Genomic DNA, 24,288 nt, shown 5'->3' with positions numbered 1-24,288 from the left:
ATTTTTCTAGCGTGCGCGAAGATCATGTTTCTCCGCTCTGTGTATTAGCGTATCGCGTTATTTGATCTTGCGTAACGCCTGTTCGCGTATCCGCGACATCACCGACAGGAAGCCTAGAGATGTCACGAAGCTCCTCTCATGACAATGCATCACCTCGTCTCTCGATTTTTCGTTACCTCTTATTATTGACCCTAAGTGCCTTTTTTGCGGCGCCTGTTCTCGCTCAGGACTTTCTCAGGACATCCGTCAGGGCGAATGCGCCGTCAGCCACATCGCTCGAACAGACCCTGGCCCGCCTCGCCCCCAAGGCCAACCCGGGGGTACTGCGCCTGGCCGCACGGGCGCTCAACTGCGCCGACCCCGGCGCCGAGCGCCTGGCGGTCATCGACTTTTCCCTGCCTTCAACCGAACGCCGCCTGTGGGTCTTCGACCTGCGCCAGCCCAGGCTGATGTTTCGCGAATGGGTGAGCCACGGCAAGAACTCCGGCGACGCCATGGCCACGCTGTTCTCCAACGTGCCCGAGAGCTACCAGTCGAGCATCGGACTGTTTCGCACCAAGAACAGCTATGTAGGCAGCAACGGCTATTCCCTGCGACTCGAGGGTCTTGAGCCGGGGGTCAACGACAACGCCTTCGATCGCGCCATCGTGATGCACGGTGCGGACTACGTCAGCCAGGAGTTCATCGACCGTACCGGACGCATCGGCCGCAGCCACGGCTGCCCGGCGGTACGTACCGAGGTGGCGGTACCCTTGATCAACAGCATTCGCGACAATCAGTACCTGTTCACCTACTACCCGGACCAGCGTTGGCTCAACAATTCGGCCTTTCTGCGCTGTCCGAACAGCAGTGAGCGCCTGGCCCTCAACGACTGAGTCCATCGCTTGAGGCTCCAGCATCGGCGTCACCCGCCAGCGACGGGTGACGCCTCCTCCTTGTTCTCTTTTGTTCGCAGTTCTGTTCGCACATCTTCTTGAGTCGTTCTCCTCTCTCGTTCTCTCCCTTCTCTCTCCCTCTACCTTCTCTCTTCCTGCTCCTTCTCTCTCTTCCTGCTCCTTCTCTCTTCGCTGCGCTCCTCTACCTTCTCTCTTTGGCACCAAGTCGGCGCACTGGGGCGGTGTCGAGTGCACAATGATGCAGCGCAATGATGCGATCCTGCTGAAGTGCTATTCCGCATGAAAACCACAAGGTGTTGATATAACGAGGTTTCAATAAAAACAGGCATCCCGCTTGCTTAGTAGTGGTTAGCGAGAGCCAGACGTAGACCAGGCCCCAGCGGTACGAGTGCGTCGGACCCGACCTTCAATGGCGAAGGCCACACAAGTTCGAGTGTTCGTCCACCCAGCGAGGGCTGTGTTCATGAATCTGCGCAACAAGGCCAACAGGATTCGCCTGTTTTCCTTCTCGACTCCCCAGATGCGAGCCTTTCACTTCTCCTGGTTCGCCTTCCACCTGTGCTTCTTCGGCTGGTTCGGCATCGCGCCATTGATGGCCGTGGTCAGAGATGACCTCGGACTGACCAAGACCCAGATCGGCAACACCATCATCGCCTCGGTGGCCATCACGGTAATCGTGCGTCTGGCCATCGGCGTCCTGTGTGACCGCATCGGGCCGCGCCTGGCCTACACCTGGCTGCTGTGCCTGGGCGCCATCCCGGTGATGAGCATCGGTTTCGCCGACAGCTTCGAGTCCTTTCTGATGGCCCGCCTGGCCATCGGCGCGATCGGCGCCTCCTTCGTCATCACCCAGTACCACACCTCGGTGATGTTCGCGCCCAATGTGGTGGGTACGGCCAACGCCACCTCCGCCGGCTGGGGCAACCTGGGCGGTGGCACTACCCAGATCCTGATGCCGTTGATCTTTTCTGGCCTGTTGATGCTGGGCGTCAGCGAGACCCTGGGCTGGCGCCTGGCCATGGTGGTCCCAGGTGTGGTGATGTTCATCGCCGGTCTGTGCTATTACCGCTTCACCCAGGACGCGCCCGACGGCAACTTCAAGGACCTGCGCGCACGCGGCGAGTTGCCGGAAGCCTCCGGCGAAGGCTCCATGTCCAGCACCTTCGGCGCCGCCGCCCGGGATATCCGCGTGTGGGCGCTGTTTGTGGTCTATGCCGCCTGTTTCGGCGTCGAACTCACCATCAACAACATCGCCGCCATCTACTTCTTCGACAACTTCGACCTGACCCTGGCCACCGCCGGCATGATCGCCGGACTGTTCGGCCTGATGAACCTGTTCGCTCGCACCATGGGCGGGGTCTTCTCTGACCTGTTCGCCCGCAACGCCGGGCTCAAGGGTCGCGTACGCTGGCTGTTCATCGCCATGCTGTGTGAGGGCGTGGCACTGATGTTCTTCTCCCAGATGCACGTACTGGCGCTGGCCATCGGCCTGATGCTGGTGTTCAGTCTGTTCGTGCAAATGGCCGAAGGCGCCACCTTCGGCGTGGTGCCCTTCATCAACCGTCGCGCCCTCGGCGCGGTGGCCGGTATCGTCGGCGCCGGCGGCAACGCCGGTGCGGTGGCGGCGGGATTCCTGTTCCGTTCCGAATCGATCAGCTACCAGCAGGGGCTGTTCTACCTGGGCGCGGCGGTGATCCTGGCCTCGCTGTGCGCGCTGCTGGTGCGCTTCAGCCCCGAGGTCGAAGCCGAAGAAGCCGCCGCCTACGAACAGGCTGCCTCAGGCGAGACAAGGGGCGCGCTGTCGCTGCGCTGAGTCCGCTGTTGCGACCCCTGGCAAGACGACCTGGGCCCGGCATCCTGCCGGGCCTTCTCGTATCGGGCCCAGCCTGACGAGCCCCTCCCGTGCAGGTCCGTCCGCCAATATCCGACAGGACTCATCCTTTTCTGCTACCCGATATCCGGGAAAAGATGCCCCTTGAAAGTCGCAGACGCCGCCCGAAGGATTGCAACAAAGGCAATGGACGAGCATGCTGAATCAATCATACAGAGATAGCCCGTCAAGCCCCGTCACCGAGAGACCAGGAGGAAGCGATGCGAGAACGAGTGTTGCTGATCACCGGAGCGTCAAGCGGCATCGGGGCCGCCACGGCCAGGGCAGCCGCTCGAGAGGGCTATCACCTCGTCCTGGCGGCCCGTTCGAAGGACGGACTCGAGGCCCTGGCTCAGGAGCTGGGACCGGAGAACGTGCTGACGGTCGGCGTCGACGTGACCGACATCGAGGCCCAGAAGACCATGGTGGACGAGACCCTCGAGCGCTTTGGTCGTCTCGACGCGGTGTTCGCCAACGCCGGACGTGGTGGCTCTCCCGGCGGCTTCAGCGAGGCCGACCCGGAAAGCTGGAAGTCGATGCTGATGACCAACGTGTACGGGTTGGGGCTGACCATCCAGGCCTGCCTGCCAGAGCTCAGGCGTAGCCACGGACACATCCTGCTGACCGGCTCGGCAGCGGGGCGCACCACCATCCCCGGCTCCATGTACGGTGCCACCAAGTGGGCGGTCTCCGGCATCGGCTACAACCTGCGCGAGGAACTGCGCGGCAGCGGGATCCGAGTCACGCTCATCGAGCCCGGCATGGTCAACACCCCCTTCTTCGATGAACCACCGGAACATGCTCTGGAAGATCGCGACGTCGCCAACGCCGTGATGTACGCCATCTCCCAGCCTCACCATGTCGACGTCAACGAGATTCTGGTGCGTCCCACGCCACCGCTGGAAGAGTGAGCGTCTTCACTCTTCGGACACCACCATCACCGACGCGATTTCACCACACCCAGATGGAGACCTCATGACCATTGCTACCGGCGAACGCCTGCCCGACGTGACCCTCTTTACCAACGGCGACAAGGGTCCAGAGTCACTGACCACCGACGCCTTCTTTTCAGGACGCAAGGTGGTGCTGTTCGCTGTCCCCGGCGCCTTCACTCCGGGCTGTTCCAACACCCATATGCCCGGCTTCGTGGTCAACGCCGACAAGCTGCTGGAAAAGGCCGACGCGGTCGCCTGCCTGGCGGTCAACGACGCCTTCGTCATGGGCGCCTGGCAGAAGGACCAGAACGCCGAAGCGATCACCATGCTGGCCGACGGTAACGCCGATTTCACCCGAGCCATCGGCATGGACAAGGATGCCAGTGCCGCAGGCATGGGCGTGCGCAGCCTGCGCTACGCGATGATCGTCAACGACGGCGTAGTCGAGTATCTGGGCGTCGACACCGAACGCGGCGTGATCGAGGCGTCCAGTGCCGAGACGGTGCTGGCCAGGCTCTAAGGCTTGTACGAAAAGTGCCTGCGCTCGGTAATACGGCGTTAAAAACCGGCTGGTGCGCCAGCCCGGTCAACATGCTCACTTACTCCTCGTAAACTGCGCTTTCTCACCGATTTTTGCCTTGTCTAACCATCGCTCGCCGGCTTTTCGTATAAAGCCTGGAGCTGCAAGCGGGGGCTGACGCCCCCGCCTTCCCCCCCTTCTTCAAGGCGGTCATCCAGCACAGTTCTGCTAGTCTTGGGGAGTAGCCCCCACTGACGAGAGCACGGTCCATGAACGCGACAGCAGACCAGGCCATGCGCTTGAGCGGTACCTGCCTGTGCGGTGCGGTGACACTCAAGGTAGCACTTGAACAGCAGAGCGTCGGCGCCTGCCACTGCCAGATGTGTCGAACCTGGGGCGGCGGCCCGCTGTTGGCACTGGAGTCGGTCAGTCAGCTGACGCTCGAAGGCGAAGAGGCTGTCACCTTCTATTCATCGTCCGACTGGGCCGAGCGTGCCTTCTGTCGCCACTGCGGCACCCACCTGTTCTACCGATTGAAGAACGGCGAGCACACTTCGGTGCCCGTTGGCCTGATCGACAGCGGAGAAGCCTGGCGGTTCGACCTCCAGATCTTCATCGACGAGAAGCCCCACTGGTACCACTTCGGCAACGACACCCGCAATCTGACAGGCCAGGAACTGTTCGAGGCGTTTTCCAAGGACACCTGAGACTGGCTCCTGCCAGGCCCTTGGCCAGCGTTGGTGACTTTCGCCACTTGCGTCAGAGCCCGTCCTGTTCCCCCAGATAACACCAGGACGGCCAGCGCAATGCTGGCCGTCCTGTCTTTGTATCGAGCCGTGTCGAGCCGAGTCTTGTCCTGGCATCTCGGCACTTGCCGCTTGGGACGCTAAAGCATCCACTCCACCGGCAGCACCGAGATCAAGGTTACCGCCGCCCGGCGGAAGATGCCCACGTTGGGCTCGCCGTCGTACTGCACTACCCCTTGCGGCGTGCGCTCCAGCCAGATCATGCTGCCGTCTTCGTCCAGCTTGACCTCGTAGGCGTTGTCGAGCACGTCGGTATTGAACACCCGCTGCATTTCCTGAGCGAGCTCCGGACTCTCGATGATAAAGCCGAGTTCGGTATTCAGTCGCGCCGAGCGTGGGTCGAAATTGAACGAGCCGACGAACAGCCGATCGCCGTCCACGGCGAAGGTCTTGGCGTGCAGGCTGGCACCCGAGCTGCCGAAGGGGCCGGCAGATTCGCTGCGCCCCGGCGCATCTGGCGCGCGCTTGAGCTCGAACAACCGGACGCCAGCCTCCAACAGCTCGCGTCGCCGCTTGGCGTAGCCGGCGTGCACCGCGGCCACATCGGTCGCCTCCAGTGCGTTGGTCAGAATGGTCACCTCCACGCCGCGCGCCTCTAGATCGGCGAACATGCGAGTGCCCTTCTCTACCGGCACAAAATACGGCGACACCAGATGCACGCTGTCCCGGGGCGGCCCCAGCAGGCCACGTATGCGTCCGGTCAGCAGGTCTTCATCGGCGGCCAGCCCCAGGCCCTTGGCCGGATCGTCGCTGACCATTCTGGTGTTTGCCCAGACCAGCTCAAGGCTACCGTCCTCGATCGACTCGATGAACTGGCTTTCGTCCAGCGCCTGCCGGTACTCCAGCGAATCAGGGGTACGGACGATTTCCGCCGAGGCCTGCTCGAAGCGTGCCAGCCCCTGGCGCCCCGCCGAGTCGAGCACCCGACTGGCCGGGTAGGAGGACTGGCTGGCCCAGTACAGATCGAAGTCTTCAGAGACCTGCTCGACCACCGGCCCCACGGCGACGACATCGAGATCGGCGAACATCACGTTGTCGCCGGCGCCGAAATACTCGTCGCCGATATTGCGCCCGCCGATGATGGTGGCCTGGTTGTCCACCGTCAGTGACTTGTTGTGCATGCGCCGATTGGCCCGGGAGAAGTCGGTCAGGTAGCCGATAAACCGCGGTGAGCGCACCACGAAGGGATTGAACAGGCGTATCTCGATATTGGGGTGAGCATCCAGCGCTGCCAGCTTGTCATCGAGCCCTGCAGTGTTGGTGTCATCGAGCAGCATGCGGACGCGCACGCCACGATTGGCGGCGTCCAGCATGGCCTGATACAGCATCGAGCCGGTGATGTCGTCGTGCCAGATGTAATACTGGACATCGAGGGTCCGCTCTGCCGCTTCCGCCAGCAACAGTCGTGCGGCAAAGGCGTCGTGGGGATTGCGCAGGGTATGGATACCACTCTTGCCGGGATGGGCATCCACATAGGGTGCCAGCATCTCGCCGAGCGCCGTGTCGCGGGCCTGCTCCAGCGTCAGATGCTGTGTCTGGCTACGCCCTTCCAGGGAGGGCAGGCCGCTGCATCCAGTTAACAACACGGCCACCGATAGCCACAGGGCAAGCATCAGCGGTTTTCCGATAACGGGCATTCGAGAGTTCCATTCGTCGCTGGGTTGGCCGTTACAGCATAGCGAAGTTGCAGAAGAACCACCGCAAGGCTTTTTCTCATCGCCGGCCTCCTCGGCCGCCCCCTCGATCAACCTCTCGAATGCCCTCTCGATGCCACCCCCACGCGGCCACCGTTGCCACCCGAACGCCATATTGACCACAACGAGCGCTTGCAGCCTTCGTTCGTCGCTGCACTGATTTACGTCAAATCTAATTTTACTTTTTCTAATAGCCTTTCCCCGATCCCCTCACGCAGGCCTTCTCCACCGCCGTGAAAAGCCGACTGCCCCGAACAAGAGGAAACCACGATGCCCGTCCGTCACTTCTCCATCGCCCGGCTGAGCCTTGTCGCTCTGTTGCTTGCCGGCACCTCGACCCAGGCCGCCGACGGTACCATCAGTTTCACCGGCGAAATCGTCGCGGCCAACTGCACCATACCGACGGCGGCCACTACCGTGACGCTACCCAAGGTGTCCACCAGCGCCTTCGGTGCCTCCGGCACCCGAGCTGGCCAGAAGGCCTTCCAGCTCGTGCTGAAATGCGCCGCCGGCACCACTGGCCGCAACAAGGTCTCGGTGCGCTTTACCGGAGATGACACCCAGGTGGATCCGGTCACCGGGCTGTTCCTGCTCACCAGCGACAGCACTGCCAAGGACGTGGGGATCGCCGTCTACGACGCCAACGACGATTGGGTCAAGGCGGCCGACAACGACAGCACCCCGCCGGTGGACATCGTGGCAGGCGATGACACGACGGTCATTTCCCTGAGCGCCTGGTACCAGTCCACCGCCGCCACGGTAACCGCCGGCACCGTCAAGGCCAGCGGCAATATCGAGATTGTCTACCAATGACCGCGATAGAAGGCCCCGGCGCTTCGCCCTTTGCCATGCGGGCGTGGCAGCGACTGGTGATACACGCCCTCGGCCTGGGTCTGAGTCTGTGTCTTGCGCTCATGATCGCGGCGTTGCCAGGCCACAAGGCCGAGGCCAGCATCACCATCAATGGCACCCGCGTCATCTATCAGGAGGTCCAGCGGGAGCAGACGCTCCGGCTGGAAAACCAGGATAGTGTCCCGGTGCTGGTCCAGGCCTGGGCCGACCGCCACGCCGGAGGGCGCCCGGCGCGGGACGCCGAGTCGCCATTTCTGGTGACGCCATCGGTATTCCGTCTCGACCCCGGTGAGAGTCAGACCCTGCGTATCCTGCGCATTCGCGACGTGGAAAGGTCCGACCAGGAGTCGCTCTACTGGCTCAACATCAAGGAGGTGCCACCGCTACCCCAGGGGACCACCAACCGACTGCAGCTAGGCATCCTGACACGCCTGAAACTGTTCTATCGTCCGACGGGCCTCGCCGGTGAACCCGGCGACGCCATCGCCAATCTTCAGTGGCATCTGGCGCCTGGCCCCGACCTGCGCCTGGTGTGCGACAACCCCTCGAACTACCACGTGTCGTTGATCGGCGGTGCCTGGCGGCAGTTCAGCGACCACGATGATCTTTCCCTCGACATGCTGGCTCCGCACAGCGAGGCAAGCTGGTCACTGCAGACGAGGCCTGCGCCAGGGTCATCACTGTGGTACCGGGCGATCAACGACTACGGCGCCGTCGTGGTGCGCGAGGCCATCCCGGACACCGAATGAACCGACGACATGGCACTACCGTCTACCGAGTCGACGCCGCTGGCCGCTGCCAGACATCCTCCCCCCTGCCGGTGGTGCTTCACCGCCGGGCGCTACCGGTGGCGAGCGGCATTGGTGGTCGCGGCGGCAGTGGTGGCGACGGTAACTGGGCCACGGCCGGTCCAGGCCGACGAGGTGACCTTCGACCCAGCCTTCCTCGAAGACGCCAGTCTCGACATGCGTCGCTTCTCCCGACCGGACTACGTGCTACCAGGCGACTATCTGGTCGATCTGACCCTCAACCAGACGCCGCTGGGACGCTATCCGCTACGTGTCGAGGACATCCCGGACGGAACACAGCGACTTACCCTGCCCTTGGACGCCTGGTTGGCCGCACGCCTTGAGCCGGCCCTCGAACAGGAAGTGCGACATAGCTGCCGGCTGGACGCCAACTGCTTTCTGGGGGTGGACGCCGCCCTGCCCGGCGCCAGCCTGGATCTCGCCATCGGTGACCTGCGTGCCCACCTCAGCGTGCCCCAGGCGTTGCTTCATCGGCTGCCTCGTGGCCAGGTCGACAGCGCGCGCTGGGAGCCCGGCACCACCGCCCTGCTGGCCAACTATCAAGTGAACGGTTATCGCTCGAGCACCGACGAAGGGCACTATCAAAGTGCCTTTCTCGGCACGACGCTCGGCGCCAACCTTGGCCTGTGGCAGTTTCGCAGCAGCCTCAACGTTTCCCGCAGCGATGACGGCGACGTCGACTGGGACAGCCTTCATCACTACGTTCAGCGGCCCCTGCCGGACCAGGGCTTGCTGCTGCGGGCCGGCGAGATCAACACCCGAGGGGACTTCTTCGATTCGCTGGCGCTGCGCGGGGTTACGCTACGCACAGAGACCCGCATGCTGCCCGACAGTCGACGTGGCTACGCTCCCGTGGTCCGCGGCAGCGCCAGAACCCAGGCGCATGTCACCATCTCCCAGCAGGGACGGCGTCTGCTCGAGACCAGCGTGCCTCCCGGCCCCTTCGAGATCGACGACCTCTATCCCACCGGCTACGGGGGCGATCTTGAGGTGAAAGTCACCGAGGCCGATGGACGCGTCGAGCGTTATAGCGTGCCCTACGCTGCCGTCCCGGGCCTGCTGAGACCGGGTCAATCGCGCCTCTCGCTGGCCGCCGGTCAGTACCATGCCAAAGGCCTCGATGACCCTCCCTCACTGCTGGAGGCCGGCTATCGACGGGGGCTCGGCAACGCCATCACCGCCTACGGCGGCGCCCAGCTCAGTGAACACTACTGGTCTCCACTGATCGGCGCCGCCTTCAATACCCCCGCGGGGGCCATTGCTGTCGATGCCCAGTACGCCCATGCCGACCTTCCCCAGGGAGGTCGCAACGGCTGGAGTCTCGAGGCCTCCTACAGCCGCCACCTGCAATCCACCGATACCGACATCAATCTGGCGGCGTATCGCTACTCGACCACGGGGTTCGTGTCGCTGGCCGACGCCGCCTGGATTGCCGACGCTGACGACGACGGCGCTCAGGCAGACGAAGGATACGTAGACAACAGCACGACCATCGATCAACGCAGTCGCCTGCAGCTCAATCTGAGCCAGCCCCTCGGGCCACGTACACGCATCTCCGCAACCGGCAGCCTGGCGGACTACTGGCATCGCGGCGGCACCGAGTCGTCCTACCAGCTGAGTCTGAGTCACCGCATCGGGCGCGTCAGCCTGGCCCTCAACCTGTCGCGCACCGACAACCGCGAAGGAGAGGCCGAGCACCGCGCGCTGGTATCGCTGACGCTGCCACTGTCCAACGCGTCCTTCGCCCCACGTCTGGGTGTCTCCGCCAGTCGTGACAGCCGCCATCATGACGATGCCCACCTCGACCTCACCGGCACCCTGGGCGACGAACGCGAGCTGTCCTACGGGCTGTTCGCCAATCAGACCCGCGGCCCGAATGAGCGCTACCGCTCCTACGGGCTCAACCTGTCGAGCGGAACCTCCGTCGGCCGCTTCACCGCGGCAGGCTCGAAAAGCGACGACTACCGACAACTTTCCATCGGCGCCAGCGGCGCCGTGCTGATACACCGCCACGGCGTGACCTTCGGCCAGAGCACCGGCGATACCGTAGGCCTGGTCAGCGCCCCGGGGGGCGCCGGCGCTCGCGTCACCAACGCCGCCAACCTGACCCTCGACGATGACGGCGAGGCATTGGTCCCCTACTTGACGGCCTACCACGACAACGCGGTCCAGCTGGACCCGCGCGGCGCCGCCACCTCGGTGGAATTTCAGCGAACTTCGATCGATGTCGCGCCCTATGCCGGCGCGGTGGTGCCACTGCGCTTCGCCACTCGAACCGGGCTGCCGGTGGTGATCGTGCTGGAGCAGAACGGCCGGGGCGTACCGCTGGGCGCCGAAGTCAGCGCCACCGACGGACGCAAGCTGGGGGTGGTCGGCGCCGGCGGCATGCTGCTACTGCGCGATCTGACGCCCGGTACCTCGCTCCAGGTGACGTTGGGAGGCGAACGACGTTGCTGGGCACGTCCTGTCTGGACGCCTCCGACGGACAGCGACGAGATACCGATCGTCACCAGCCCCTGCCAGCCAACGCCACTGAAAGACCTGCTGGAGACAACGTGAATGCGCACCATCGGCTTGAAGACCCGCAGCGCGAGCGCTCCGCTGCGTTTCGCCATCAGACTTCTCGGCTTGCTGCTGTCGATCGCCGCACTGCTGTCGGCGACCTCGGTGGAGGCCAGCTGCCGACGCATCAACCCACCATGGAGTGACCAGCCTCTGACGGTAAATTTTGGCGCCGAGATCGTGCTCGACGAAAACGTGGCCGTCGGCACGCCCATCGCCACGGCGGTCATCCCCGGCAGCCAGCTCTATGCGATCAAAGGAGGCTGGGTCGCTACCTGCAACAATCAGGACGACGCGATCAAGTACTGGTGGCTCGAGCAGCACTACTCCCAGTCCAGCGGCTACTACCCGGTCCCCGGCATCAGCGTGGACAGCGCCGACGGGCGCGTCTACATCATGCAGGACAGCGGTAGCCGCAATCCCTACGGCGGCGGGGGCAGCGGCAGCGTCGGCTATACCACCGAATTGCTGGTCAACGGCAACGCCCATGCGTTCTCCTGGGTTTCCGCTTCCCCCAACAAGAACCTTCCGCCGATCGGCGGGGAGATCCACGGCATCCCCTGCCGCGACGCCCTGCTGGGGACGGGTGCCGCCGAGGGTTACCCCCCCTTGATAGAAATCAACTGCCCCATCGGCGACTACGCCGTCAACTGGCGCCAGCTTCCCCCCTTCCAGATCAAGGTCACGCTCTACCGCATGGCCGGTTCCCCCGGCACCAGCGGTGTACAGCTTCAGAACAACAACAACGCCGGCTTCAGCCTGTTCTCGTTGCTGAACAGCCAGGGCACGCCCTCCGGGGCCAACCACGAACTATTCAATCTGGTCAGGCTGCAGCTGGCCCAGAGTACACGGGTTAGAATCAATCCCTGCCATGGCATCAACAATGTCTCGGTGTCACTGGGAGAGGTGGGCAGCCATCGCTTCACCACCCTGGGCCAGCCCGCCACGGGCGTCGCCGACACCCCGGTGCACGTCACCGCCTGGTGTCACACCGACGGCGACATCAAGTGGGCCGTGCTGGGCAAGGCGGCGGCCTACGATCCCGGCGGGAATCAGGGCATTCTGGCCTTGGACAACGAAGAGCAAAGCGCCAGCGGCGTGGGTATCCAGCTGATCCACACAGGTAGCCTGGCGCCACTGCCGATCACCCCCGAAGGCAGCGCCTTCGATGCCTACCGCTGGATCGACACCAACCTTCATGCGCAGGGCGGCAACATCTTGATGCTCGACTTTCTGGCCCGCTACGTGAAGACCGGCACCGTCACGCCAGGTACCGCCAACGGCCATGCCACTCTGGTGCTGTCGCCTAAATGACAGCACCAGCCTCGAGCCCCATGCCTGACACCTTGTTCTAGACACTATCCAGTGACATCGACAGCAACAGAAAGGAAAGCGTCTTGCCGTGACCATCCAGGTTCAGCGCGCCATTGACGCCACCCTGGAGCACGTCATCAAGGACCAGGTTCATCCCGCCCAGCGCAGGCATCAGATAACGTTGCACGCGTGTTACCCCTCGATGGGCGAACATGGCCTTGACCCTGTCCTCGGTCACCAATGACACCAACCGCTCATAGTCGTCGTGCCGATAGGCAAACAGTGCAATGTTCAGACGATCACCCTTGTCACCGGCCCGGGCGTGGGCAATATCGTGCAGCCGCTCTGGTGCAGCACGCCTCGCAGCATTGCTCTCCTGACTCATGCCGGTTCTCCTCGGGTTGCAGACTTGAGCCTCGCGCCGGCCACGATATCCTCGCGCCGCACCAGATAGGATGAGCTGAGCAAGCGACGCTGGAACTGCCGCCGTACCCCTCCGCCACCCGCAGGTCCTGCGCAGTAGAGTGCCAGCAGCTCCTGGGTGGCACGCTCGACCCAACGCTTCTTCGGGTGCTCTACCGCCAAACGCAGGCGGTAGTCGCCATCACGGTTTCCCGACCCCGTCAGTTGGCCGGCGTCATCATTGAAGACGCTGAGGTGCCCGATGATGTCGAAACGCGCCTTGAGATCCGGTGGAGCACGGAAGCTCAGACGCTCACGCAGCACATCGGCGGCCAACCTGGCTCGTTCCAGCGCATTGGGGCCGGCGTAGGAAATTTCCGCCTCTCCCTGCCAGCCGGCATCGTGGCATACGGTGGTCTTCAATCGGTCGGGGGCAGGCTTGCCTCGGATACCGGTCACCGCCACCCTGTCGATACCGACCTGCTCAAGACGCACGCTTGTCAGGTCCACCACCACATCGGGCGTCAGATAGGCGCTGGGGTCATGGACCTCGTAGAGCAACTGTTCCTTGACCGTCTCGATCGTGACCAGGCCACCGGTCCCCGGCGGCTTGGTCACCACCAGGGTGCCATCCGCCTCGACTTCGATAATCGGATAGCCAAGCCGCGCCATGTCCGGGACGTCCTTGAACCCGGGATCGGCGAAATACCCACCACTGACCTGCGAACCGCACTCGCCGAGGTGCCCCGCCATGGTACCTGCCGCCAGCAGGTCCCAGTCGTCCCACGACCAACCGAAATGCTTGATCAGAGGGGCCAGAAACAGCGCCGGATCGGCCACCCGGCCGGCGACCACGACCTCGGCGCCGAGCTCGAGCGCCTCCACCAGCGGCGCCGCACCAAGATAGACGTTGGCCGACACCAGGGCTCCTGCTTCGGGCAGGTCTCTGGATTCGGCCTCCCAGCGTGTCAGGTCGAGCGCCTCCAGCCGGTCACGGACGTCATCGCCAAATACCTCCGCCACCTCCAGCGCCCCCAGCTCCAGCCGTCGCGCCAGAGTGTGCACACGACAGCAGGCGCTGGCCGGGTCGGCGGCGCCGAAGTTGCCGAGAATCGCGATGCCATTGTCCTGGCAGGTGGCGAGAACCGGCTCGAGCAATTCTTCGATCAACGGCTCGTAGCCTCCTTCGGGATCGTCACGCAGACGCCGGTGAGCCCCCGCCAAGGTGCGTTCCCCCAGGGTCTCGAAGACCAGTGCGCAGGGTTCTCCGCGCCGGGCCAGTTCCGCCACCACGGCGATCGCGGCATCGGTACGATCACCGGAAAAGCCCGCACCGCTACCAAGTAGAAAGCTCATCGGGTGATCTCCTCCGAGTGGGTGCTGGCGCCGACAACCGATTCATGGGCGCTGTCGAGCCTGCCCAGTTGGCGACGCCTGGAGACGAACATCGCGAACACGCCCACCAGCGCCGCCAGGGTGGATAGCCAGCCAGGGGTCAGCGCCAGGGCAATGAGGGCCACCAGCGCCAGGACGTCCAGCCACGGCCGGCCGGTGAAGGCGGCGCGAGACATCAAGGATGCGAAGGCCAGCACGAAGACCACCCCCTGGCTCGCCGCCAACAGGATGTCGATGCCATCGCCAAAGCCGGCCAGGGCCGGATATACCAGCAGCAGAAAGGGAATCACGTAGATCGCCGCCGCCAGGCGAACGGCTTCCACCGCAGACTTCAGCCAAGGCGTATTGGCGATGCCGGAGGCGACGAAGACGGCGACACAGACCGGCGGTGTGATCACCGACAGGGTGGCGTAGTAGAACACGAACAGATGGGCGATCAGCGGGTCCACGTCGATACTGGTCAGGGCCGGTGCCAGCACCGAGGCCACCAGCACGTAGGCGGCGGTGGTCGGGATCCCCATGCCGAGGATCAGACACACCAGCGCCACGATCAAGGCCACGATCATGGTGGACTGGCCTACGTCGACGATCAGGCTGGTCAGGGTCACGCCGATGCCGGTCATGCCGATCATCGCCACCAGAACCTGGGCGCCTGCCAATAGCACGCCAATGATCACCATGCCGCGACCGGCGTCTTCGAGACCGGCGAACAGGGTGTTGACGATGTCTCGCGGCGAGCGCCGTGCCAGCACGGCGAACAGCACGAAGGTGATCACCGTCATGGCGATACCGTAGAAGGCCGCAGTCTGGATCGACTTGCCACTCAGCACGCCGGCGAACAGACCGCCGAGAGCAGCGAGGATCGGGATCAGACGTGACGCTCGCAGCACCTCAGACCAGGCCGGCAGGTCTTCGGCAGGCACCACCCTTAGCCCGCGACGTCGCGCGACCAGATGGATGGTCATGAACACGCCCAGGTAGAACAGTACCGCCGGCAACAGCGCTGCCAGAGCGATGCGCAGGTAACTTTCGCCCAGTATCTCAGCCATGATGAAGGCCGCAGCGCCGAGAATCGGCGGGGCCACCTGGCCTCCGGTGGAGGCCACCGCCTCGACCCCAGCCGCGAAGGGGCGCGGATAGTCCAGGCGCTTCATCATCGGGATGGTGAAATTGCCGGTGGTGGCGACGTTGGCCACCGCACTGCCGCTGACCATGCCGAACAGCCCCGAGGCCACGGTGGCCACCTTGGCCGCCCCACCCGGAGAGCGCCCGCTGATACGCAGGGCGATATCCATGAAGGTGTTGCCACCCCCGGTATGCAGCAGTAGCCCCCCAAACATGACGAAGGCCGCGATGGTGGTGGCTGCCACTCCTACCAGCATGCCCCAGACCCCGAGATCCCCCAGGTAGAGCGTCTCGGTGATGTAGAAGACATCGAAGCCTCGATGGCCCAGCGGCCCGGGAATGGCAGCACCGAGCCAGGCGTAGGCCAGGCCGCCGAGCACCAGCAACGGGAAGATCGCGCCGATCGCCCGACGCGACAGCTCCAGTACGGTCACCACCAGCACAGCGCACAGCGCCATGTCGCGTGGTGTGGCCCAGGGCAGTTCGGTCAGAATCCGCTGCTGGTTCAGCGCCACGTAGACGCACGCCACCACCACACCCAGGGCCAACAGAACATCGACCACGCCACCGATGCGCCGCCAGGACGTGCCCCGACCCAAGGGATAAAGCGTCAAGCCGAGCAGCAGCACCAGTGTCAGAAAGAGACTGCGCTGGACCAGGCTTTCGAACGCGCCGAACGCCGAGGTATAGAGGATCAAGGCGCCCAGCGACAACGCCAGGCCCCGGGAAAGCAGTGTCAGCATGGGACGGCCTCGATCAGTCGGCGGGGGTCAGCGCTTCGGGAATCGCGTGCCCTTGCTCTTCGTAGTAGCGCGCGGCACCGGCGTGCAACGGCACGCTACCAACCGTCAGGGTCATCTGCGCCATATCGGCACCTTCCAGAGCGCCAAAGGCGTTGACCTGAGGCTCGGGGTTCTCCATCACCGCCTTGACGATCTCATAGGCAGTCTGCTCGTCCAGTGACGGAGAGGCATGGACCGCGACGCCAAACGCCCAGGTGGTGTAACCAGGAATGTCTTCAGCAGCACCCGCCGGGATATCCACCACCGCCAGTTCCGGCATCTGTTCGCGCAGTGTGTCGGCCTGGGCTTGATCAAGCGACAGCACGGCGACGTCGGTGAAGGTCGCGATATCCAGGCTGGAACCGTCCAGGCGTTCGCCGACGCCAGACTTTACGTAGCCGGCGATGCGCCCATCCTTGATCGAGTCCACCACGTCGCTGGTGGACCCACGAACATAGTCTGGCTCGATGCCGAGGGTGGCGAAGACCGCCTCGGAGGTCGCCTCGGTGGACGATCCGGTAATCCCCGGGTTCAAGCGAACGCCGTCCAGACCGGCGAGATCCTCGACGCCGGCGTCCTGACGCATCACCACGTTCTGGGGCGCCACGGTGTAGACCCACAACAGACGGGTATCGACCGGCCGAGAGGCGTATTCGCCGGTGCCGGAATAGGCCTGATAGCCGGTGTTGGTCGTGACCAGCCCCATGTCGACCTGATCGCGGCTCAGGCGACGCAAGTTGTCGACCGTGGCGCCGGTCTCGGCCACCGAGGAACTGACGCCCTCCAGGTGCTCGTTGATGATCTGGTTGACGGCAACAAAGTAGCCGTAATGGCTTGAGGAACTGGACGTGGAGCCGATCAGCAATCGGTCCTGGGCGTAGACGGAGGATGTGGCGATCATCGCGGCGGCGGCCGCGCACAGGGTCACTCGGCGGTTCATGGCGTTCTCCAGCCCTTCAAAGGGCATGTTGTTGTTGACCGTGTTGCAGGGCTCGCGGAACTGAACAGTGGACCGGCGCTGTGGACCAACGCCGCCACGAGCCATTCGCCTGTCTCTGTGGGAAGGCGACATCCTGAGCATGGTCCCGACACCACCTTTTGACTATTGAATAGTTTTTTGGAAACGTTTTAATAAATTTATGAAACCCAGCATCCAGCAGTTGCAGGCCTTTGTCGCCGTGGCCCAGTCTCACTCGCTGTCCCAGGCCAGCGAACGACTGCATCGCTCACAGCCGGCGATCTCCATTGCCCTGCGCAATCTGGAATCCCAGGTAGGTGGTCTGCTGTTCAGCCGCGACGCTCGTCAGCTGGTGCTGACGCCTGAAGGCAGAGACTTTCTTCCGGTGGCGTTGCGCCTGCTGGGTGACTGGAAAGATGCGCTCGATGACCTGGAAGCCACGTTCTCCAAGCGCCGCGGCAAGATCACCGTCGCGGCACTACCGACCCTGGCCGGCGGGCTCTTGCCTGGTGTCATCGCCGACTTTCGCCGCCGCTATCCTCAGATCAAGCTGAGCCTGCATGACGTTCTCGCCGATGAGGTCGCCGCTCTGGTTCGGGAAGAGCGTGCTGACTTCGGCCTGTCGGTCGAGCCCCAGGGCGCCGATGACCTGGACTTTCAGCCGATCGTCTCTGATCACAATGTGGTGATCTGCCCCCTGGGGCATCCCCTGCTGGCGCTGGACAGGGTCCCCTGGCGGGCCTTGATGGATCATCCGTTCATCGGCATTCACCGCCAATCCAGCTCTCGCCAGGAGATCGATCGAGTGATGGCCGACATCGGAGGGTCACTGGACCTGCAGTGCGAAGCGGGGCAACTCGCCACGGTGGGTCGCATGGTGGCGGCGGGACTGGGGATCAGTGTGCTGCCCTCCCTGAGCCTGCGCCTGATCTCCCCTGTGGGCCTGGACCACCGTGTCCTCGTATCGCCATGCCTGCCACGTCGGCTCGGCATTCTCTACCGCCGCCGTGCGCCGCTGTCCGCCGCCGCATCAGCGCTGAGAGACATGCTTCAAGAGGCTGCCCGGTCAGAGGCTCCGTCGACGTTGAAAGCAGAGCCTGAACCCTGAGCCACGATCAGGTCGCCAGCCACTAGCAACTGGCGTCGCTGGCCCCTCGTGTAGTCTGCAACGCAGCCGTTGCCGCCGCGCCTGCCGCTACCCGCGACACCACGCCGCCGACGATGATCAGGCAGGGGGATGGCAGGGGGCTCTCCGCCAGGCGCTGATCGATATCGCCAAGGGTGCCCACCAACGAGGCCATCTCAGGAAGACTGGCGTTGGCCACCAGCATCACCGGCCAGTCCTGTGGCAGGCCTGCGCCACGCAGGCCACGGGTAATCGCTCCAAGCTTGTTGAGCCCCATGTAGAACACCAGGGTCTCGTCGCGTCGGGCCAGCGATGCCCAGTCCGGCTCGCCCCCCTCGCGACACTGCTGGGCGGTGATCAGGCGAAGACTCTGGGCGTGGCCGCGATCGGTCAGCGGAATCCCCATGGCGGCGCAGGCGCTGGCCGCCGCCGAGATGCCGGGCACGATCTCACGCGCTATGCCGGCCTCGTCGAGGGCGTCGAGTTCTTCCCCCAGGCGTCCAAAGATGCCCGGATCGCCGCCCTTGAGGCGCACCACCGCCTTGCCCTGGCGCGCCAGCGCCACCAGCAGGGTGCCGATCTGCGCCTGATCGACGCTGTGGTGGCCCCTGGCCTTGCCGACATAGTGGCGCTCGACACCGGCCGGAATCATCGCCAGTACCTCGGGCCCCACCAGGCGGTCGTAGACCACCGCGTCGGCGTGTTCGATCCGATCCAGCGCCTTGAGCGTCAGCAGTTCACCCGCGCCGCTGCCAGCCCCCACCAGCGCGACCCGGCCAACAGCGCCGCCTGACCGATGGCCAGCGCCGCTGGCAGCGGACAGGGAAGCCAGCCGGTCGGCCAAATGCTGGCTTTGCCCTGCCAGTCGCCCCAGCAGCATCGACAGCCCGTCCAGACGACGTGCCAGCCAAGGCTTCGTCCCCGCTTCAGCAAGGTGACCCTGCCGGTCTCTAGGCCGACTGGGGTTGTGCGCGCTCGATGCGACCACGGCTCTTCTCCTCTTCCACCAGACTCTTCAATTCGGGAATACAACTGCCGCACTGGGTGCCACAGGCCAGCCGCGCACCGAGCGCCTCGACGCTGTCGTCGCCGGCACGAATCGCCCGCTGGATCGGGGTACGCCCCACCTGATGGCAGCTACACACGATCGGCCCCTGGTCGGCGGCGCCGTCATGACAGGCCGCCAGCACTCGCCGCCGATGCTGCTGCCCCATGGCCTCGCCACGCGCGGCCTCGTCGAAGCGCTCGCACAGCCAGCCAAGCCCCGGCAGTTCGCTGACCGGGCCAACCATCAGCCACCAGCACAGGCGTCCTTGTTCGAACCCCGCCAGGCGCCAGCGACCACTGGCCGGGTCCTGGGCCACCGGGCCCAGCTCCCCCGGCAACTGGCGTGCGGCCCAGTCGAGCCAATCGCGGTCGACGCCCGCTTTCTCGACGCTCCCTTTCTCACCCCCCCCTTTCTCACCCCCCCCTGGCTCGATCGGCTCACCGGCCAGTTGCCATCGCTCCGCCGAGGCCAGCGGGACCCGCGTCCAGTAGTTGGTCCCCTCGACCACCCGGGCCGCCAGGCCCGAACCCTCGGGCGGTCCCTGCTGGGCCAGTGCCCGGGAAACCACCAGGGTCGCCTCCCAGGCGTGCTGCAGCGGCGTGACCGCCACCGCGCCATGCTTGGTCTCCGGCTGGCCAGAAAGCGGATCGACGTCCGGGGCGAACAGGCTCCCCGCCAGTGGCGAGTGACTGAAGCGCGGTGTCCAGTGGATGGGCACGAACACTTCCCCACGGCGCTGGGCGGCAGAGACCCTGACGCGGGCGCGCATCTCGCCGCTGCGCGAGCGGATCCTGGCGAGCCCCTGGTCACACAGCCCCAGGGCCTCGGCGTCATCCCGGTGGACCTCGACGAAGGGCTCGGAGCGGTGATTCATCAGTCGGCTGGCCCTGGCGGTACGGGTCATGGTGTGCCACTGATCGCGCACCCGCCCCGAATTCAGCCGCAGCGGAAAGTCGGCATCAGTCGCCTGGCGCGGCGCCCGGGCGCTCACCGGCCACAGCCGGGCCCGACCGCTCTCGGTGTAGAAGCGGCCGCTTTCGAACAGCCGCGCGGTGCCTCGTGGTGCGCTTGCCGTCACCGGCCACTGGATCGGAGCCAGATCGTCGTACTCGACCCGGGACAGCCCCGCCAGCCCGGAAATATCGAAGGCCCGCCGTCCCTGGTTGTCGAGGCCCGACAGGCGCGCATGCTCGTCGAAGATCTCGCTGGGGTGGTCATAGGCGAAGGCCTCGCCGAAGCCCAGGCGCTCGGCCACCCGGCACAGGATCCACCAGTCGTGGCGGGCCTCGCCAGGCGGCGGCAGGAGCCCGCGCTGGCGCGAGATACGCCGTTCGGAGTTGGTGACGGTACCGTCCTTTTCCGACCAGCCGCTGGCCGGCAGCACGATATCGGCGAGTTCCACCAGGTCGGTGTCGGCCATGCACTCCGACACGATCACCAGCGGACAGCGCTCGATGGCGCGGCGTACCCGGTCGGCATCCGGCAGGCTCACCAGAGGGTTGGTGGCCATGATCCACAGCGCCTGGATGTCGCCGCGCTCGACGGCCTGAAACAGTTCGACCGCCTTGTGGCCGGGCTCCCGGGGCAGCGTCGGCACCAGCGCCTCGGTCGACCAGAAGCGGGTCAGCCGTTCGATGGCGCCCGGGGTGTGGTAGTCCATATGGGCGGCCAGCTGGTTGGCCAGTCCGCCGACCTCGCGCCCGCCCATGGCGTTTGGCTGGCCGGTGATGGAAAAGGGACCGGCGCCGGGCAGGCCAATCTTGCCGCCGGCCAGGTGGCAGTTGAGGATGGCCTGGCACTTGTCGGTGCCGCTGGTCGACTGGTTGACCCCCTGGGAGTAAAGCGTGACCACGTGCAGCTGGGTGGCAAACCAGTAGTAGAAGGTCTCGAGGCGCTCGGCGTCGAGATCGCAGGCCGCCGCCACCGCCTCGATGTCCGAGGCCTCGTCCAGGGCGGCGGCAATCGTCTCTTCGGCGCCGTCCACATGGCGCTTCAGATAGACCTCATCGAGCCGTTGGCGACGGGCCATCCAGGCCAGCAGGCCATTGAACAGCAAAGCGTCGCTGCCGGGGCGCAGCCCCAGGTACAGATCGGCGATCTCGCAGCTGTCGGTGACCCGAGGATCGATGACCACGACCCGCATCAGCGGATTGCGGGTCTTGGCCAGACGCAGCCGCTGATACAGCACCGGATGGTTCCAGGCCAGATTGGACCCCACCAGCACCACCAGTTCGGCCTCTTCCAGGTCCTCGTAGTTGCAGGGGACGGCGTCGGCGCCCAGGGTGCGCTTGTAGGCCGCCACCGCCGACGCCATGCACAGCCGCGAGTTGGTATCCAGGTGCGGTGTTCCGAGAAACCCCTTGAACAGCTTGTTGGCGACGTAGTAGTCCTCGGTCAATAGCTGCCCGGACAGGTAGCCGGCGATGGCCTCTGGACCGCTGCCCTCGGCAATCGCTCCGAGACGCTCGGCCACGGCGTCCAGCGCGCTGTCCCAGTCGGCTTCGCGACCGTCCACCCTGGGTCGCGTCAAGCGCCCCTGAACGCCAAGGGTCTCCGCCAGGGCCGAGCCCTTGACGCACAGGCGCCCGAAGTTGGCCGGGTGATCCCGATCGCCCTGGAGGGTGACCGACTCGCCATCGCGACGTAGCTCGATGCCACAGCCGACCCCGCAGTAGGGACAGGTGGTGCCTGTGGCCTCGCCGCCAGCACCGCTGTCGATCTCCGTGCTGTCGCTATCCGTCCGGGTCATCGCGCTCTCCTCTGGGCCATCTTGCTGCCTTGGCATATCGTCGGCATCTCATCGGCAGATCATCGCTCCGCTAGCGGCCGGGCCTTGATCGGTCGGGTCTTGCTGCGGCCCAAACGCACGACGCCCATCCCGTCGAGCGAGGCTCGAGGAGATGGGCGTCGTTGCCGGATGAAATCCCGCGCTGGATTTCGTGTGTGCTAGCGCCCGTTGCAGACGAGTTGTCGGACCGGCCCACCCGCCACCAGCGTCGGGACCCTTCCTGGCTCGGCCTAGTGATCTGGCTCGGCCTAGTGATCGGGCTCGACGTAGTCATCTGGCTCGGCTTAGTGATGCCCATGGCACCAACAACGGCACTAGCTTTGCCAGTAACCAAAGCAAACCCTGTGCCAGAACACCATAATCGCCCCCTGCAGTGTGGAATGCTGGTGCCAGCCAATTGAAGCCACGACGTTTTTTCTGACGTTTGCCCAGGCGATGGTGGCGAGAAGACGTCTGACAGACCCCAGGCTCGCACCACAACGAACGATAGAGGCCACCGTTTACGCACCCTTTCGGTGCGCGAGCGCCTGCCCGGCATATCTGCGGGGGCACGGCGGCGGCTTTGCAGGGGGTTATCTCCCTGACAGAAAACGACAAGATCGAAAATGGAACGCCTTTTGCGCTGACAGGTGCAGAGGCACCCAAGGTGCACCCTTCATCATGTCGACTCGAGCTCTATCGAGCGACAGCATCATCGAGCCACGCCCATGCCCGAACACGACACCTTGAAGGTCCTGCTGGTCGACGACGAGATAGTGCGCGCCGCCATGGTCGAAGAGGCGCTTGCGCTGGACGGACACCAGGTGGTCTGCCGACTGTCAAGCCCGGCCAGCCTCAACGACATGGTGCAGCAGCATCAACCCGACGTGGTCATCATCGACATGGAATCGCCTGACCGGGACACCCTGGAAAGCATGGCGCTGCTGCAGCGGGAAAACCCTCGACCGGTGGTGTTCTTCGCCGACCAGCACGACCCCGAATCGCTCAAGGCGGCGGTGAAGGCCGGCGTCAGCGCCTATGTGGTGGACGGTCTGGCGGCCAACCGCGTCAAGGCGGTCATCGATGTCGCCATCGCCCGCTTCGAAGCCTTTCAGGGAATGCGCCGCGACCTCGACAAGGCACGCAATCAGCTCGCCGACCGCAAGCGCATCGAACAGGCCAAGGGCCTGTTGATGAAGCATCAGAGCTGCGATGAGGAACAGGCCTACCGCATGCTGCGCAAGCTGGCCATGGACCGCGGCCAGCGCATCGCACAGGTCGCCCAGAACGTCATCGACATCCTCAAGCCACTGGAGAAGGGATCATGAGTCCATCGCTGTCTTCTGACGCGGCCAGCACGTCCAGAACTGGCGCGCCGCATCCACCCGAGCTCGCCAGCCTGACCCTGGGATTCGTGCCACTGCTGGATGCTGCGCTGTTGATCATCGCCCGGGAAGGCGGCTTCTTCGCCGCCCAGGGGGTCGAGGTCAGCCTGTCACGCGAGAACGCCTGGTCCACCCTGCGCGACAAGGTCGCCGCCGGCCTGCTTGACGGCGCCCAGATGCTGGCGCCAATGCCGCTGGCCATGAGCCTGGGGCTGTCCCGCGCGCCTTGTGACACCCTGGCCGCCGCGGTGCTGAGCCGCCAGGGCAATACGCTGGTGCTGTCTCGCCGCCTGGCCGATGCGGTCGGCGCTTCGGTCGACAACGGGGAGCCCGGCGCCTTCGGCGCGGCCAGCGAACTGGCCCGACGCTTCAAGGCCTCGCTGAAAGAAGGCACCCGGCCACGCCTGGCCATGGTCTACCCCTACTCCTGCCAGCACCTGTTGCTGCGTGACTGGCTGGCCCGCGGCGACATCGACGTCGACAGCGAGGTCGAACTGGTCGCGCTGCCGCCCCCGCGCATGGTGGACGCCCTGCGCGAAGGCGAGATCGATGGCTTCTGCGTCGGCGAGCCCTGGGGCAGCCTGGCCCAGCATCGTCAGGTGGGTCGAGTGGTGGCCAGCGGTGCAGAACTGATGCCGGCGCATCCCGAGAAGGTGCTGGGGGTGACGGCCTCCTGGGCGCGGCGCTACCCGAATACCCTGTCCGCGCTGCTGCGCGCCCTCCAGGCCGCCGCCCTGTGGCTGGACAAGGCGCCTGAGGCCAGACGCCAGACCCTGGCCTGGCTGGCACTGCCCCCCTACCTCGATGAAGCCGTAGGCCATCTCGACGAGCTGCCGCTGGAAGCCGCCCCGGGCTACCCCTGCATCGGTGAGCGACTGCGCCCCCTGACGGCCGACTTCGAGGGGCTGATCCAGCGGTTGTCGCCGCTGCTCGAGGCTCGCGGGCGACAGCTCGACACCGCCACCCTGGAGGAGTGCTACAGCGCTGTGCATTACGACGCCGCCACGCACCAGTACGGTGCCGACACGCCCTGAACCCTGCC

Annotated in this window: 19 protein-coding genes; 12 read left to right on the top strand and 7 right to left on the bottom strand. The window is 65.0% G+C overall.

Annotated elements, in window-relative coordinates:
• Positions 1-185: 185 nt before the first annotated feature.
• The 5 genes from NFH98_RS05415 to NFH98_RS05395 all read left to right on the top strand — a co-directional run bounded on the left by NFH98_RS05415 (position 186) and on the right by NFH98_RS05395 (position 4,928).
• Entirely contained in the window at positions 186-875 is a 690-nt protein-coding gene (locus NFH98_RS05415; protein WP_045992598.1) for a murein L,D-transpeptidase catalytic domain family protein, read from the top strand.
• A gap of 484 nt (positions 876-1,359) precedes the next feature.
• Positions 1,360-2,709 (top strand): MFS transporter, encoded by a 1,350-nt coding sequence (locus tag NFH98_RS05410; RefSeq protein ID WP_045992599.1) that lies wholly within the window; start codon positions 1,360-1,362, stop codon positions 2,707-2,709.
• A 278-nt stretch (positions 2,710-2,987) separates the two neighbouring features.
• A complete protein-coding gene (locus tag NFH98_RS05405; RefSeq protein WP_045992600.1) occupies positions 2,988-3,677 on the top strand; it encodes an SDR family oxidoreductase in 690 nt (229 codons plus the stop codon).
• Between the two features lie 64 nt (positions 3,678-3,741).
• Entirely contained in the window at positions 3,742-4,221 is a 480-nt protein-coding gene (locus tag NFH98_RS05400; RefSeq protein ID WP_108450219.1) for a peroxiredoxin, read from the top strand.
• A gap of 269 nt (positions 4,222-4,490) precedes the next feature.
• Positions 4,491-4,928, top strand: coding sequence for a GFA family protein (locus tag NFH98_RS05395; RefSeq protein WP_045994383.1), 438 nt, complete (start codon positions 4,491-4,493; stop codon positions 4,926-4,928).
• A 179-nt stretch (positions 4,929-5,107) separates the two neighbouring features.
• On the opposite strand, the gene NFH98_RS05390 is transcribed toward NFH98_RS05395, so the two are convergent.
• A complete protein-coding gene (locus NFH98_RS05390) occupies positions 5,108-6,664 on the bottom strand; it encodes a phospholipase D family protein (protein WP_249743055.1) in 1,557 nt (518 codons plus the stop codon).
• Between the two features lie 327 nt (positions 6,665-6,991).
• Between NFH98_RS05390 and NFH98_RS05385 the strand changes: the two genes are divergently transcribed.
• From NFH98_RS05385 to NFH98_RS05370, 4 genes are read left to right on the top strand one after another with little or no spacing between them, the layout of a single operon-like run.
• Positions 6,992-7,534, top strand: coding sequence for a fimbrial protein (locus NFH98_RS05385; protein WP_124802530.1), 543 nt, complete (start codon positions 6,992-6,994; stop codon positions 7,532-7,534).
• On the top strand, positions 7,531-8,322 hold the full coding sequence (locus tag NFH98_RS05380; protein ID WP_124802532.1) for a fimbrial biogenesis chaperone: 792 nt from the start codon (positions 7,531-7,533) through the stop codon (positions 8,320-8,322). The genes NFH98_RS05385 and NFH98_RS05380 overlap by 4 nt, the downstream gene beginning before the upstream one ends.
• A 9-nt stretch (positions 8,323-8,331) precedes the next feature.
• Positions 8,332-10,941: a fimbria/pilus outer membrane usher protein gene (locus NFH98_RS05375; protein ID WP_124802534.1), complete on the top strand. Its 2,610-nt coding sequence runs from the start codon at positions 8,332-8,334 to the stop codon at positions 10,939-10,941.
• A complete protein-coding gene (locus NFH98_RS05370) occupies positions 10,942-12,258 on the top strand; it encodes a fimbrial protein (protein ID WP_124802536.1) in 1,317 nt (438 codons plus the stop codon).
• Between the two features lie 37 nt (positions 12,259-12,295).
• Here NFH98_RS05370 and NFH98_RS05365 read toward each other — a convergent pair whose 3' ends face one another.
• Genes NFH98_RS05365 through NFH98_RS05350 form a run of 4 tightly spaced genes read right to left on the bottom strand, consistent with a single transcriptional unit; the run spans position 12,296 to position 16,902 of the window.
• Positions 12,296-12,643: an AtuA-related protein gene (locus tag NFH98_RS05365; protein ID WP_124802538.1), complete on the bottom strand. Its 348-nt coding sequence runs from the start codon at positions 12,641-12,643 to the stop codon at positions 12,296-12,298.
• Positions 12,640-14,016 carry an acyclic terpene utilization AtuA family protein gene (locus NFH98_RS05360; protein ID WP_124802540.1) on the bottom strand — a complete coding sequence of 459 codons (1,377 nt, stop codon included), beginning with the start codon at positions 14,014-14,016 and terminating at the stop codon, positions 12,640-12,642. The genes NFH98_RS05365 and NFH98_RS05360 overlap by 4 nt, the downstream gene beginning before the upstream one ends.
• On the bottom strand, positions 14,013-15,923 hold the full coding sequence (locus NFH98_RS05355; protein ID WP_124802542.1) for a TRAP transporter permease: 1,911 nt from the start codon (positions 15,921-15,923) through the stop codon (positions 14,013-14,015). Before NFH98_RS05355 ends, NFH98_RS05360 begins: the two co-directional genes overlap by 4 nt.
• A 13-nt stretch (positions 15,924-15,936) precedes the next feature.
• A complete protein-coding gene (locus NFH98_RS05350) occupies positions 15,937-16,902 on the bottom strand; it encodes a TAXI family TRAP transporter solute-binding subunit (protein WP_124802544.1) in 966 nt (321 codons plus the stop codon).
• Positions 16,903-17,101: 199 nt separating this feature from the next.
• On the opposite strand from NFH98_RS05350, the gene NFH98_RS05345 reads away from it, so the two are divergent.
• Complete coding sequence (locus NFH98_RS05345; RefSeq protein WP_124802546.1) at positions 17,102-18,028, top strand: LysR family transcriptional regulator; 927 nt, start codon at positions 17,102-17,104, stop codon at positions 18,026-18,028.
• Positions 18,029-18,050: 22 nt separating this feature from the next.
• Here the strand turns inward: NFH98_RS05345 and cobA are convergent, their stop codons facing one another.
• Entirely contained in the window at positions 18,051-18,926 is an 876-nt protein-coding gene (gene cobA, locus NFH98_RS05340; protein ID WP_124802548.1) for a uroporphyrinogen-III C-methyltransferase, read from the bottom strand.
• 70 nt (positions 18,927-18,996) lie between these two features.
• Positions 18,997-21,843, bottom strand: a complete 2,847-nt coding sequence (locus NFH98_RS05335) for a nitrate reductase (protein WP_124802550.1) — start codon at positions 21,841-21,843, stop codon at positions 18,997-18,999.
• Between the two features lie 746 nt (positions 21,844-22,589).
• Between NFH98_RS05335 and NFH98_RS05330 the strand changes: the two genes are divergently transcribed.
• Positions 22,590-23,189 carry an ANTAR domain-containing response regulator gene (locus tag NFH98_RS05330; protein WP_045994380.1) on the top strand — a complete coding sequence of 200 codons (600 nt, stop codon included), beginning with the start codon at positions 22,590-22,592 and terminating at the stop codon, positions 23,187-23,189.
• Positions 23,186-24,280: a CmpA/NrtA family ABC transporter substrate-binding protein gene (locus tag NFH98_RS05325; RefSeq protein ID WP_124802552.1), complete on the top strand. Its 1,095-nt coding sequence runs from the start codon at positions 23,186-23,188 to the stop codon at positions 24,278-24,280. The genes NFH98_RS05330 and NFH98_RS05325 overlap by 4 nt, the downstream gene beginning before the upstream one ends.
• Positions 24,281-24,288: the final 8 nt, after the last annotated feature.

The organism is Halomonas sp. H33-56, assembly GCF_040147035.1.
In the GTDB taxonomy this organism is placed as follows: Bacteria; Pseudomonadota; Gammaproteobacteria; order Pseudomonadales; family Halomonadaceae; genus Halomonas; species Halomonas litopenaei.
Note: the sequence above shows the minus strand (reverse complement) of the source record. Positions and strands in the feature narration are given on the sequence as shown.